This window comes from Aquabacterium parvum, assembly GCF_001447195.1.
Taxonomy (GTDB): domain Bacteria; phylum Pseudomonadota; class Gammaproteobacteria; order Burkholderiales; family Burkholderiaceae_C; genus Aquabacterium; species Aquabacterium parvum.
In genome coordinates, this window is the sequence record NZ_LFRI01000157.1 from 83,173 (window position 1) to 97,019 (window position 13,847).

Genomic DNA, 13,847 nt, shown 5'->3' on the forward strand with positions numbered 1-13,847 from the left:
GACTCAGCGCAACCACTCGATGAGCTTCTTGCGGGTGTCTTCCTGCTGGAAGTACTGCGTGTGCATCACGCCCTTGGCCGCCGGGAAGCTCAGGTAGCGCTCGGCGGGCACCTGCAGCGAGCCACCCCAGGTCGACATGCCCAGCGTGGGCACGACCAGGTCGTTGGGCTGGGTGTCGAAGACGCGGTCGACCACCGAGTCCACCCCCGTGCAGAAGGCCGCGCCCAGGCCGAAGCCCGCTGGCTCGAAATCGGCGCCGATGCCATACAGCTCGGTGCCCGGCAGCGGCGTGGTGTTGAGCTGCTTGAGGAAGTCGTTCTCGGGGCGCATCGAGGCCAGGCCGTCCAGGCCCTTGAGGCCGGCATGGCCGATGACCTTGACGGCCGCCATCACCACCTCCAGCGCGTCGGCCCAGTCGGGCGTGGCCGAGGTGAGGTTCAAGGCCGTGGTGGTGCGGTCCAGGAAGGCGACCATGTGATCCGGGTCGGCCAGTGGCGTGCCAGCGTTGGCGGCGCCCACCAGCACGATGCGGCGCACCTTGAAGCGGCTGGCATCGCCCCCGCACAGCGCGGGCAGGGCCAGCAGGCGGCTGAGCAGGCCCCCGCGGCTGTGGCAGACGATGTCGACCTCCAGCTTGGCGTCGGCCGGCATCTGGCTGAAAAACCAGCGGGCGTTCTCCATCGGCGAGGCCGAGACGCTGGGGTGGTCGAACGCGAAGGAGCGTTGGCCATATCGCGGCAGCAGCGTGCCCAAGGTGGTGGTGTCCACGTCGCCGAAAGCCGCGCGCGCCGAGCTGAAGGTGCCATGCACCCACAGCAGCGCCGGGCCCTGACTGAGGTCGGCCCAGTCGGCGGCGGTCAGCGCGGGGCGCTCGCGCGAAGGGAAGCGGCTGAGGTGGTGCGGGCGCTTCTTCTTTTCCCAAAAGCCCATGGCCGCGTCGATGACGGGGCCGAAGATGGCGTCGCCAATCGGGTAGACCAGCACCTTGAGCAGCTTGCGCCCGACCAGGCCGATCAGGCTTCGCGTGGTGGCCTGCTCGGCCAGCGCGGACGGGGCCACAGCCACTTCCTTGGGGATGCGGTAGCGCAGCGAGGGCCCACCGCCGCGCGTGGCAGCCGGCTGCACGTTCAGGTCGTCGTCGAGCGGGAAGTGCCAGTGCATGGCGCCCGCTTCGTCGATGGACAGCACCACCTGGCCGTGGTCCGGGCCCGGATCGGCCGCTTCGAGCTCGAAGGCATCGGCGCCATCGGGGCCGCGCATCGACGTGGCCGCCAGCGGCTGGGGCACGACATTGACCTGCAGCTCGACGGTGGCGACTTCTTCCAGGCCGGCCTGGGCCAGGGCCGCATCGAGCGCTGGCGTGACGAGCTCTTCGCCGCGCGTGCCGGGCTGGCGCGGAGGCAGCACACGGGCCTGACCCGTGAGGCCGGGCGCGCGCAGCGTGAGGTTGCCGCCGAGGGGGATGGCTTGGCTGCCGCCATGCAAGGTGGTCATGGTTGGGGCTCCAGGGTGGATGAGGTGTTGACGTTGGATGAAGGGCTGCGGCTCAGGGTCAGGCCGGGGTGGCCATAAAAGACATAAGCCAGGCGCGTGAGGCTGTTGGGCTCGGTGTCGGCAAAGCGGGCGCGCATCTCGCGCAGCACCTCGGCCACCGGGCGCGGCGCGCGAGTGCCGTCTCCGAAGACCTGCTCGTAAAAGCCCAGGGCGATGTCGCGCGCGAGTTGGTCTTCCACCGACCACAGCGGCGCCAGGAAGCCCCGAAAACCGCCCTTGATCGACTCACCCGCGAAGCCCGAGAACGAAGCCAGCAGCTCGCTGGCCTTGCCCACCTGGCAGGCGTTCATGAACAGGAAAGGCGACGAACGTTTGCCCAGTGGCGCGTTGGCGAACACCAGCGGGCTCAGGCGCATGCCATCGGCCAGGATCACGGCCGCATCGAGCGCGTGCTGTTGCAGGGCTTCGCCATGGCAGGCGAAGTGCACGGCCTCGGCACCATGGCCCGGCTCGACCTCGCCCAGGCGCGCGGTCAGCAGCTTCTTGATCTGCGGGGCATCGGCGGCCAGTTGCACCGCTTGGTAGCGCTGCACCAACTGGGCACCTTCTTCCATGGCCTGCTGCAGCTTGCGCCAGCCCGAGCGCGCGGCGTAGTCGCCCACCACCGCGGCCATGTGCTGCACCTCGATGTGGGCGCGAGGCGGCAACTCGCTGTGGTCGAGCGGCCAGCGGCCCAGGTTCACCTGGCAGCCCAGCAGCGGCGGCGCATCGGCGATGAGCTTGTCGGCGTCATCGAACAAAGCCAGCTCCCAGGGCACATGCGGCTCGGCGGTGAGCAGCAGCACGTTGAGCGCGCGGCGCTCGCCCGCCGCCTGCATGGCGCGGTGCACCGTGCGCAAGGCCTGCCAGAGCTCGGGCGGCGCCGCGTCGTAGATGGTGCGGCCCAGCCCGGTGACCATGAGCTCGGCCATGTCCAGCAAGGTGGCCTGGTGCACCTCGGTGATCACCTTGCCACCGAACTCCTGACTGCCGGTGCCGAGGTCGGAGGGCACCGGTTGATGGGGCAGGTCGGTGGTGTGCGGCGAGGTGAAGCGCCACACGAAGCGGCCCTGGCTGGGGTCGCCGTCGGGCTGGTCGATGACCACCGTGAGATCGACTGGCGGCAGCCCCGGCTGCACGCACACGGCGCTGGCCTGGGGCTCGGCTTGCGTCCACAACTGGCCATGGCCCTGCACGCGCTCGGGCGCCTGAGGTTGGCCCGCCACCACCGCGATGCGACGCAGCGCCATGCCGCAGACCTGGCCCTCGAACAGGTAGAGCACGCGCAGGCTGCTCAGGCGGGTGGGCTCGTCGCTGGCCAGGCCAGGCGCCACCAGCTCGAACTGAACGATGCTGTCGGCTGGCCGGTCGCGGTTGACCTGCAGCTGGGCTTGCAGGCCCTGTCCGGCCGCAGGCTCAAAGCCATCGACGATGAGCTGCACACCCAGCTCGAAGGCCTGCACGCTGGCCGGCAGGTCGATGGTGATCGGGCCGCCGATGACCCCGGCCTGCGCCTGCTCGGCCAGGCCCACGGTGACGGTGAAGACCTGGCGGGGCTGGACGAGCTCGGGGGCGTCGAAACGGGGATGCGCCGTGAACGGCGGCGCTTCGTGCACGGGCGCAGCGGGTGCCGCGGCCTCAGGCCAAGCCTCGAACCCGAGGCCGGGAGGCTCGGCGCCTGAAGCCTCTGGCTGCTCCCTCGCATGCCGCACCGAGAACACCTCTCGCTGTGCGTGCACCCGCCTCTCCGACCTTTGATCGCGCAATGCGATCTCGTCCATTCGATGCCTTTGCGCCACCACTTCGCGCGTCAGTTCATCGAGCCGGGCCTGGCTGGCTTGACGCATGGCGTTGAGGTCCGGCAAGGGCAAGGGCACCGACGCCACCGTCTGCACACCGATGAAGCGACCATCGTCGAGCACCACCGCATCGCGCTCCAGCGGCTGCATCAAGGCCTTGGCATCGCTCGCGCGTGCTGGCGCAGACAGGAATTCTTGCAGGTCAAGCGCACGCTTGAGCGAGGCTTGCGGTGGCGACTGCTGCACCCGCTCGCGCGCCCACGCCATGTCAAAGCTGTACCAGTAAACGGTGAGCCCCTCGACCCGGCGCACGGCCAGGAAGGCCGCCTCGCTGGCCAGCAGGCGAGGCAGGGCATCTTGTGCACTCAGGTGAGCGGGCAGCAGCAGGGCGGGGGCCACGCGCGGCATGGTGCTCAGGTCCAGGTCTGCTTCAAGGTCCTGTGTTGCTGCGCTCATCGTGACTCCCTGGCTGTGTGCATGGCCGGCTGCAAGGCCTTGGACCAACGTCCAGCATGCCACGGCTGTGCACGGGTGCCAGGGCGGGCTGCCTCCCACGAGCTAGGGGGGCGCAAACCACCGATGTGTCCGCCTCCCTAATCTGTGGCCGCTCGGCCCCTCGCCATGGTCAGGCCAGCATGCGATAAAGCCCGTGGGAGTGTTCTGCCCGCAGGGTGGAAGAGCGGTCGCCCCCAAGCCTCTTTCCGTCCCACCTTGCCGTAGAAACGCATGCGCCGATACCTGATCGCTTTCCTGGCCCTCCTGGGCCTGCTTGCCAGCACCCCCACCCTGGCGGCCTCGGGCACCAACTGTGGTCCAGGCACCTGCACCGCGCCCGAGCTGCCCGCCAACACACTGCCCAGCACGCCACCGGTCACCAACAACCTCAACCAGGTGCTGCTCAACGGCAACTTCAATGGCCTGGCTCCCGACCCGTCGTTCGGTGACGACTCCTTCGTCTACTACATCAAGCTGGTCAGCCTGACGACGTGGAAGGAATACAAGGCCCTGGCCCAGCAGACCAACGAAAGCTGCACCGATTGCCTGCCCACGACGATCGGCTTCAAGGCCACCAACGGTTGGACCGACACCACGGGCTTCACGCTCAACCTGGGCTATTCCGCCGGCGGCGCCACCTTGGGTGCCACGCTGCAGCAGCAGACCGCACTGCAAGCATCGCGCGAGGTGAACTTCTCGACGACGTTCCAGCTGGCCTGTTGCTCGGCCAACGTCATCTTCGAGGAGGATGCCTACTACAAGTACACCTTCGACATCGCTTGGCAGCAAGACATTCTGGACGGCTGGACCGACATGGGCCACCAGCAGTACACCGCCACAGGCCTGCTCAGCGGCTTCAAGCTGGTGAGCAACCTGAGCACGTGCGTGCCAGAGCCGCATGAGTACCTGCTGGCTCTGTCGGGCGGCGTCGTGTTGCTGGGTGTCAGGCGGCGCAAGCGGGCACGCTTTGGCAGCGATCGCGCAACACGTTGATCAGGCGGAATGACCTTTGATGCTTGCTTCGGGCTCATCCCATCCGCACCCAGTCCAAACAAGCTGGCCGCAAGGCAATTCTTCGACAGACCGACGCCCAAACCCAGGCCTCGCCACCAAGGGCGCAAAGTTCCGCTCGATCACACACATCCGGTCAAACAGTGACGGCTGTCGGCGGATCCAAGCAGCACATTGCTGAATGCGGTTTTGCAGCGTTCCCGTCACCACCTTGAGGTGGTCGGCCAAATCGTCCAGGTCCCATGTGAATCGTTCCAGCAAGATCAAATAGGCCGCCGCCTGCGAATAGCTGTGTTTGATCACGGCCAAGCGCCCTTCTCGCTCTTCTTCCAGCTCATGTGCAACGGCTGGATCGAACGCCTCAGGCGCGATCAAGAACCGCGCAAGTGCCTCCACTTCGGCCCCTGCGTCTTCCTGATCCCAATCCTTGTCCAAGCGAACAGCGTACCGGGTCTGCTTGTCTGCATAGCGAACCAGCTCGTTGAACAGCCAGGCCAGCACGGTTTCCTGGTCATGCACGTTGGAAAAATCAACATCGAACCCACGCTTGCGACCGATTCGCTCGGCAATCAGCCAAGCCTCGCCCATCACATCGCCTTCGGTGTATTCACCACACGTTCTGGACGCGATGAGCCTCAGCTTGGCGCGCCTTGATTGCACGAACGCCGAGAATGTCTCTGCTGGGTTTGCCACACGCCACCTCCCGATGGTTGACGTGCGCAATAAACGCCATAAACAGGTGGATGTCAAGAAACGGTGCCCGCCATTAACATCCGTTTTCAATATTTCAGATTAGCGGCGCACCATGGGAGGCATCGTGTCTGCACCGACAGTCTTCTTTCAAGGCCCGCGCGAACATTTCTTCAGGCCACTGGGCTGGCAGGACAGAGAAGCCTGCGCCGCTGTCCTGCGCCAGTTGCATGAGCGCGTTCATGGCCCGGACGCCGACTACGCCGAGGCACTGACACGTGAGCTGGTGCTGGAGATCATCCAGCAGGTGATCGCACAGCCGGCTTATCGAACTGGCGCGTTGCCTGAGAGCGTCGCGGCGTCAGGCATCGTCCAGCCCCAGGCGGAACGCGATTACGCCTTGAATCTGCTGCGCGCGCTCAAGGAGTACGGCTGGCTGGAAGACCACAAAGACCCGATCAACCTGCAGCCCACGCTCAAGCTGACACGCGCCGGCAAGGCGTTTTCCGAAGTCTTTGCGGAGTTGGACAACGCCCGGCACAAGACCCGTCAGCGCAACATGCGTTCGGCCCGCAAGGCCTTGCAAGCCTTCCTTGAAAACCGCGACGAAGACGAGTTGCTGGATGCCTATGACTTTGCCAGCCGCGTGGTTCAGGACCTGCAGGAAGACATCGAATACTTCCGGCTGTTGATGCAGACCCTCACCCGGGAAGCCTTGACGCAAAAGCTGGCCTGGGACGAATTCAACGACTTCCTGGAGCGGCGATTTGGCAAGGAGCTGTCGTCTCGACTGGTGGCCGATTCCGTAGATCGCCACCGCAGCCAGATCATCGAGTTGCTGGACATGGTTCGCAGCTGGCCTGAGCCCCAGCGCCAGGCTGTGGACGGTGCCCTGCGTCAGCGGGCCACGTGGCTGGAGGGCGTGCTCGAAGGCCGCAGCGCCACCATCTGGCTTTGCAAACGCATCGAAGACCTGATCGACACCGCCTGCCAGGTCAAGCTGCCGATGCTGCGCAGCGAGATGCACAACTATGTGCGGCGCTTCACCAGCTTGTTGCGCCAGGCACTGTCTCTGGACTACGGTGCCGAGTCACCTATGGGGCGCACGCTGGCCGGCATCAAGACCAGCACAACCGTTGAACGTGACGCCTGGCTGAATGCACTGGCGCAGCGCCTTTCAACCACCGAGATCCGCTTGCCCACCAGCGGCCTGCGCTGGACTCAACGTGATCGACAAGAGCTTGATGGCTCTGACATCGACTGGCACATCTTGCCCCACAGCCGACTGGAGGCGGCCATGCGGCGCGCCGAGGCAGAGGCCTTCGTCATCAGCGAAGATTTCTTGCTGGCGCAGTTGCAAGACTTGGTCAAGGGCTGTGAGATGAATGGCTCGTTGCGTCTGTCAGACCTGTCCATGGGTGATGCGCCAGACGCCCTGAGAGCACTGCACGCCGTGGGTGCCGTGCGATCGGCACAAGGCAAAGCTCATTGGACAGCGCACAAACTGCCCGTCAAATTTGAAACGCCCGTTTTCGTGGCCGATGACTTCGAGTTGAGACGCCGAGAACCATGAGCTTGCCAACTTCTTTTCATGCCTTGCTGGACGCTCGCCTGACCGAACGCACCAGCGGGGCCGTTTCACGCAAACGCTTCGCAGAGCTGTGCAACCGCCTGATGGCCAGCGGCATCATCTGGCGCGAATACTCGCGGCCTGAGCAAGCGTTGTATGACGACGCCTCCATGGTAGAAGAATTGTTGCGTGAGTGGTTCGACGTGCTCGGCTTTGCCCTCACCCACGATGTCGATGCCAACCTCTTTCGCCTGTACCCACCGGGCGATGACCAGGAGGATGAAGACGGCGTCAAGCGCTTGCGGGCCCGGCTGTCGCGCGATGTCGTGGCCGCCGCACTGGGCTTGCGTTTTCTCTACACCGAAGCCCTCACCGGCAAACGCGAGCTGGTCAACCAGGAGCTCGCCATCAGCCTGGAAGAGCTCTCGCAGACGCTGGTGTCGCTGATGGGCATGACCTTGCCATCGTCCATGGCCGAGCGCGGCCAACTTTTGCGCGAACTGCGCAAGCTGCGACTGATCCGCTTCAAGGACGCGGACGGCCTGGGTCAGATGGACACCCTGGCCAGCGTGTTGCGCCCCGTTCTGTCCTTCGTGAGCGACGAAGCCCTGCAAGACGTGTTGCGAATGATGCAGGAGCGCCAAGCTGCCGCACAAAAAGCGGAAGGAGCCGCCTGACATGCGCATGTCTCGGCTGATCACCCTGAACTGGGGCACCATCGACCACCGCGACTGGCCTTTGGCCGATGCCACCTTGCTGACCGGCGAATCAGGCTCCGGCAAGTCCACCCTGCTCGATGCCATGCAAGCCGTGCTCACGGCCGCACGCCAGGGCGTCTTCCATTTCAACGCAGGCCAGAACGAATCCACGCAGAGCCGCCGTGGTGGCAAAGAGCCACGCACGCTGGCGGCCTACGCCCTGGGGCAATGCGGTGGCGATGTGTTCTTGCGCACGCGCTGCACCAGCTACGTGGGCCTGGTGTTCGAGCCTTCCGAGGGCGAGTCGGCACAGGGCTTCACGGCGCTGCTGGGCATGGATGCCCACGTCGATGCAGCTCGAGCCGATGGCGGCCGCCCCATGTTCTACCTGGTGCGTGCCGCCGTCTCCATCGAGCACCTGCTTGCCACGGCCAACAGCGCTTCGGCGCCACGCCCCTTGGGCCTCAAGGAGGTGCTGCCCCAGTTGCAACTTCGCCTGGGACTGACACCCGATCAGATCAGCCGGTACGAGGGCAAGGACAGCTACCTGCAGCACCTCTATGGCTTTTTGATGGGCAAAAAATTCGTGCCGGAAGCCGACGCCACACGCTGCGCACGGGCCATCGTCAAGGCCATGGCCTACCGCGAAATCGGCAACGTCAACGACCTCGTGCGTGACGAGATCCTTGACGAAAAGGACTTCTCGCAAGAGGTGGGCAAGCTGCGCCAGTTGATGCAAGAGATCGCTCGCCTCAAGGCAGATGCCGAGCGCCTCAAACTCAACATCGATCGCCTGAAGCTGGTCGATGACGCAGCCTCGGACGTCATCGCTTTGCTGCGCAAGCACGTCATCGCGCTCAACGCCCATGCGCTGCGCCTGCAACGCGAGTGCACAGCAGAACGGCTGAGCGTTTTCAACCACCAACAGCGCCTGCTCAAGCAAGCTGGCGAATCCCAGGGCCGGCTGGATGCCATCGGCTTGCAGCGCCAGCGGCTGGACAGCGAACTGGCCGAGGTGCAGGGCGAGTTGAACCTCAGCACGGTCAATCAGGCCAAACAAGCACTGGACGCCCGTGCGGCCCACCTGGCCCAGCAGTTCCACAAAGAGTGGTCCCGGGTGCAGCAAGCGGCCCGACAGATGGACGAGGTGCTGACCCACGTCACGCAACTGCTGGCGCTGGATGTGTCGGCTTTGCCCGATCTGCGCGAAGCAGTGACCAGGCTGCATCCCGCAGCCCAGCAGGCCCACAAGCTCTGGGCGCCTGCACGCGGCCCCTTGACGAGTGCCGCACGCCTGGATGACGAGCTGGCCGCCTTTGAGCTGGAGCCCCTGGACCAGGCTCTCAAGGCCCTGGAGTCGGTGCTTTCGGGGGCCGACGCATCGGTGATGAACGCGCTGATCAATGCGCGCAGCCAACTGCTGCAACAGCAACGCTTGCTCAAGGATGAGCAGGACGCCTTGCGTGCGGAGCTCAAGCTGCTGCTCAGCGGCCGCTCGCCTGCGCCCACCGACGTCCAGCAGGCTCTGACCCTGCTGGACGACGAACTGCCCCAGGCGCGGGCCAAGATGCTGGCCGCACTGATCGAACCCAAGCCCGGCAGCACCTGGCAATCCTCCATCGAGGGCTACATGGGCCGTGACCGCTTCGCCATCATCGTCGAACCTGAGCACGAAGAAGACGCCATCAAGTTGATCAAGCATCACTTTGCCCGCCGCTCGCCCAAGATCGTGCAAGGCAGCAAGGCCATCGACGACACGCGAGACGCCAGCCTGCCTCCGCAAGCCATCCTTCATGAGCTGGTCTGCCAGCACCCCGTGGCCAACGCCTACCTGCTGGCACTGTACCGCCGTGTGGTCAAGGTTGGCACCGAAGCCGAGTTGCGCAAGACGCCTCAAGGCCTGATGCAGCAGGGATTGGGCAGCCGTGCCTACGGCATGTTTGCCTGCCTGGCCAGCGAGCATGAACTGACCTTCGGCCTGGCAAGCCGCCAAAAGCGCCTGGCCTGGGTCAGCCGGCGGCTGGATGCGCTGGTCCCCGAACTGACCCAGTTGACCAACCTCGACCGATCCTTGCGCATGGTCATGGGTTGGTTCCAACGCCTGGGTGCTGACTCGCTGAGCCAGGCGCTGGGCGAAGCGCTGTCCACACGCCTGCTGCACGTTGAAGTGGTGCTCGACTTGAGCCGCCTGGACACCTCCAGCATCGATGGGCTGACGGCGCGCAAAGCAGGCCTGCAAGAGGCCCTGGAGGACTGCGCCAAGCAATGGGACGATGAACAAAGAAAAGTCGGCGTTCAAGACAAGGATCTCGCGCAGGCCACCAAGCGACTGGCTGACCTGGACGCTCGCCGGCCCACGCTCGACCAGGAAGTCACCAACGCTAGCGTCTGGTTCAGCCGGTTTGCCGCTGTGGCTTCAGGCATTACCTCCGAAGTGCAGTTGCAGACAGAAGCCCAGGAACTCGGCGACACAGACGAGCCCACCACCAGCACCCTGTCCAACTGGGTGAACAACACCGCCGACAACCTGCCCGACCGGCTCAAAACGCTGCGCAACCACATCGGCACCTACCTGGCGGGTGCGCGCACCGATGACGAACGCTTCACCTGGAACGAACCACCCCGCGTGGTGGACCAGATGGAAGCCGTGCTGCAATCGGTGCAAGGTGTGCAACACACGGCCCGCGATCAGGTCCGGCGGCAAGACAGCATCGGCCTGGCCGACAACGTCGCACGGTTGGAGAAAGCCGAGGCCAGCTTCAACCACGTCTTCACCAGCGACTTCTGCTTCCAGGTGCGACGCGATGTCAAGGATGGCTCAGCCACCTTGCGCAAGCTCAGCAGCGAGCTCAAGGCCATCCAGTTCGGCGTGGACACCTACGACGTGGTGCAAGACTGGGTGCCCCGCTTCAAGGCCTTCTACGATTTCTTCGAAGCCCTCGACACCGTGGTGGACCAGCTCGACAAGGACAAGGGCGCCATCTTCGATGCCCCCCAGCTGTCCGAAGCCCACCGCGCCACAGCCCAGGAAATCAAACGCCTGCTGTTGTCACAAGACCAGATCGCCGCCGAACGCGCCCTCAAAGAGCTGGCCGACTACCGCAACTACCGCCGCTACGACATCCACCGCATCGTGGGTGGTCACGCCACGCCGCTGTCCACCTGGGGCACAGGCTCTGGCGGCGAGCTGGAAACGCCGTTCTACGTGATCCGCGCGGCCGTTCTGGCCCACGCGCTCGGGCACTTCGGCCGGGATGCCAAAGCACCCGCGCTGCGCATGATGCTGTCCGACGAGGCCTTCTCCAAGATGGACGAAAGCCGCTCTCGTGCGGTGCTGCGCTTCCTCTCCCAGAACATGGGGCTGCAGTTGATCGTGGCGATGCCCACGTCCAAGTCAGGCGCCATCAAGCCCGAGTTCGACAAGGAGTACACCTTCTCGAAGCTGGAGGCCCAGGCCAACGGCCAGACGGTGTACCTCAGCGAAGTGCAGGAGAAAGACTTCAAACGGCACGCCATGGCACAACTGTGGGCCGATCACGCCCAGACCGCACGCGAACAGGCGCGACAAGCGTTTGAGGCAAAGCCATGAGCACGCCTGCGCCTGCCCCCCTGTTGATCAGGCTGGCCCACGCGCTGCTTGACAAGGCCGATCGCAGCCAAGGCCTGCGCACCGTGACCTTGAAGCTCGATGCCAAGGTGCTGCCAGAGCTGCACGCCACTCAGACACCCGATGACCTGGCCCGCATCACCGCACTGTTGCAGTCGCTGGTGCAAACGGGTTGGGTCACACTGCGAACCAAGAAGCCCCAGGCCTTTCAGACACTGGCCGATCAAGACCCCACGCTGGTGCTGCACGATGCGCTCGCCCTGGCTTCGTGGTCGGATCATCACCCCATGGGGCCCAAGTGGAGCCGAGAGTTGGTTGCGCAACTTGGCGCGCCAGGTGTGCTGGAGGTGCCGGATGCACCCGCCTTGCTGGACTACCTGCAGCGCAACCCCTTGCCATGGTTTGCCGGCATGCCCGCTGGCGAGGTGGCTCAGGTGCTCAACGCGCTGGCCACGGCCTGCGCAACCACCCCGGGCCGGCCCACGCTGTTCCTGCGTGAGCTGTCTGCAAGGCATTTCAAAGGCCACAGCAAGGTGCTCGACAAGCGCGAAGAATGCATGCGCTTGCTGGGTGCAGAGGCAGACCAGTTTCCTGAAGCGCCCATCCAGTTGCTGATCTGCTTGCCTGAAGCAGGCACGGAAGTTGGAACGCAAGGCTTCGACGAGATCTTGTTCATCGAGAACCTCGTCACCTTTGAACGCATGGCCCTGCAGCGCCAGCCCGCATGGGCTCACTGCGCACTGGTGTTCGCATCAGGCTTCAAAGGCGCGGCCCGCCGCTTGCGTCATCCCCAGGGTGCATCGCTCTACTGGCGGGGCCCAGCCCCTGCTGCTGCCCAGGCCTTCACCCAATGGCTGCATGGCCCAGCACACGCTGATTTGCCGGTGAGCTTCTACGGCGACCTGGATTTCGCCGGCCTGCAGATCCTGGTCCAACTGCGCCAGACCTTTGCCAATTGCGCGGCCTGGCGACCAGGCTACAGCGCCTTGGCCTCCGCCATGCAAGCCGGGCAGGGGCACGCGCCTGAAAGCGCCGGCAAAGAAGGACAAACAGACCCAGGGTTCACTGGCTGCCCCCATGCCGACCAGGTGCTGCTGCCCTTGCTGCGAGAATCGGGCCTGTGCATTGATCAGGAAAGCTGGCCTGCTGACATGGGCCTGGCCACTGTGGAACCCGCTCATGAACATCGACAACCTCAGCTATGACCAACTGGTCGACCTGAACAACCGGGTGGTGGCTCGCCTCAGGTTTCTGGACCAGATGCGCGCGCACTCGGCCATGCTCGATTTCAGCATTGGCGAGCAGGTGAGTTTTCATCCCCCCGGCCACCCTGTCCTGACGGGTGTGATCACCAAGTACAACCAGAAGACGGTGACGGTGATTGCCAGCAACGGTCAGCAGTGGAAGGTGTCACCGTCGCATTTGCAAAAGGTGGCTGCAGCAAGCCTTCCAAGGTCATCTTGATGCCCAAGGGGTGAGGGCCGCTGACAAGCTTCGCAAGACGCGCAGGCAAGCCCGCCAGATTCGAGGGTGTCGTTGCTTGAGGCTGGCGAAAGGTTCCTGCCTTTGTCCTGACCAATGAAAACACCTTGACCTGCACGATCTTGCCTGTGTAAAACACCATGGAAAGCGACTTGCCTGAGCCTTGGGTGTGCCACACCACGCCCGCCTTTTTGTCACCTTTCGGTTGGCTGGACACGCCCGGAACACCGTAACTGGCAGGGTTCTCTCGCACAGCATGGCCTGAGCCCAGGTCGGAGGCACGCAGGGTCGATGCCACCGCCGCATTCACAGCGTAGTACTGGTGATAGGCCGCCAGCTTCTTGACCGTGCTGATGGTGATCTGACCTGTCTCTGGGTCTTCCTTGCAAGCCTTGACCACCAGGAACTCGTTGCGCTCGGGCTGGTCAAAGTCGATCAGCCACACACGCTCGCCACGTTCGTCACCGTCTTTCTGGCGGCTCACCGGCACGCCTTCGGTCAGCCAGCGGTGAAAGGACTCGTTGGCGGCAAACAGCTCGGGTGAGCCCGCACGCAGCACCTCCTTCACAGCCAGGTCCACCACCTCGGTCGGCAAGCGATGGTTGATTCGGCGTGCTGCCTGGGCCAGACGCCCCCCCAGCATCACTTCGCCGTAGTGGGTGCGCTCTGCCTGCTCGCCCTCTGGTGCCAAGGCCGGGCCATGCACGTAGGTGAACCCCTGGCGCTCCAGCAGCTTGATGGCGAAGGCTTCGATGGCTGATTCGGTGAGCATGCGGGGCCCTCTCTTTCGCTTCTCTCTTAAATTTGACGCAACCTCAACGTAAGCGTCCGACGACGACCCTCTAGCCAAGGCTGTATGGCGGCGTGAAGATCGCGTCCACTATGGAGAAGATGGTGGACGCGATCGCAAAACAAGACTCAGACGCCAAGACAGGCGTTGTGGGTGTACGCAAGCGGCGGAC

General features: G+C 64.6%; 9 protein-coding genes. 5 read left to right on the forward strand and 4 right to left on the reverse strand.

The features are described 5' to 3' along the window. Positions 1–3: 3 nt before the first annotated feature. Entirely contained in the window at positions 4–1,494 is a 1,491-nt protein-coding gene (locus ABG80_RS06305) for an esterase/lipase family protein (protein WP_058086901.1), read from the reverse strand. After that, positions 1,491–3,788: a TCAD7 domain-containing protein gene (locus ABG80_RS06310; RefSeq protein WP_058086902.1), complete on the reverse strand. Its 2,298-nt coding sequence runs from the start codon at positions 3,786–3,788 to the stop codon at positions 1,491–1,493. The genes ABG80_RS06305 and ABG80_RS06310 overlap by 4 nt, the downstream gene beginning before the upstream one ends. A gap of 270 nt (positions 3,789–4,058) precedes the next feature. Between ABG80_RS06310 and ABG80_RS06315 the strand changes: the two genes are divergently transcribed. Continuing rightward, positions 4,059–4,820 (forward strand): hypothetical protein, encoded by a 762-nt coding sequence (locus ABG80_RS06315; protein ID WP_058086903.1) that lies wholly within the window; start codon positions 4,059–4,061, stop codon positions 4,818–4,820. Here ABG80_RS06315 and ABG80_RS06320 read toward each other — a convergent pair whose 3' ends face one another. After that, entirely contained in the window at positions 4,821–5,531 is a 711-nt protein-coding gene (locus tag ABG80_RS06320) for a hypothetical protein (RefSeq protein ID WP_152987492.1), read from the reverse strand. 124 nt (positions 5,532–5,655) lie between these two features. Here ABG80_RS06320 and ABG80_RS06325 point away from each other — a divergent pair, with 124 nt between their 5' ends. From ABG80_RS06325 to ABG80_RS06340, 4 genes are read left to right on the forward strand one after another with little or no spacing between them, the layout of a single operon-like run. Next, complete coding sequence (locus tag ABG80_RS06325) at positions 5,656–7,101, forward strand: Wadjet anti-phage system protein JetA family protein (RefSeq protein ID WP_235513760.1); 1,446 nt, start codon at positions 5,656–5,658, stop codon at positions 7,099–7,101. After that, entirely contained in the window at positions 7,098–7,775 is a 678-nt protein-coding gene (locus ABG80_RS06330) for a DUF4194 domain-containing protein (protein WP_058086906.1), read from the forward strand. Before ABG80_RS06325 ends, ABG80_RS06330 begins: the two co-directional genes overlap by 4 nt. A 1-nt stretch (position 7,776) precedes the next feature. Next, positions 7,777–11,385 carry an ATP-binding protein gene (locus tag ABG80_RS06335; RefSeq protein ID WP_083505874.1) on the forward strand — a complete coding sequence of 1,203 codons (3,609 nt, stop codon included), beginning with the start codon at positions 7,777–7,779 and terminating at the stop codon, positions 11,383–11,385. After that, positions 11,382–12,608 (forward strand): DUF2220 family protein, encoded by a 1,227-nt coding sequence (locus tag ABG80_RS06340; RefSeq protein ID WP_058086907.1) that lies wholly within the window; start codon positions 11,382–11,384, stop codon positions 12,606–12,608. The genes ABG80_RS06335 and ABG80_RS06340 overlap by 4 nt, the downstream gene beginning before the upstream one ends. Before the next feature lie 143 nt (positions 12,609–12,751). On the opposite strand, the gene ABG80_RS06345 is transcribed toward ABG80_RS06340, so the two are convergent. Further along, positions 12,752–13,657, reverse strand: coding sequence for a type I restriction endonuclease (locus ABG80_RS06345; RefSeq protein ID WP_058086908.1), 906 nt, complete (start codon positions 13,655–13,657; stop codon positions 12,752–12,754). Positions 13,658–13,847 lie beyond the last annotated feature (190 nt).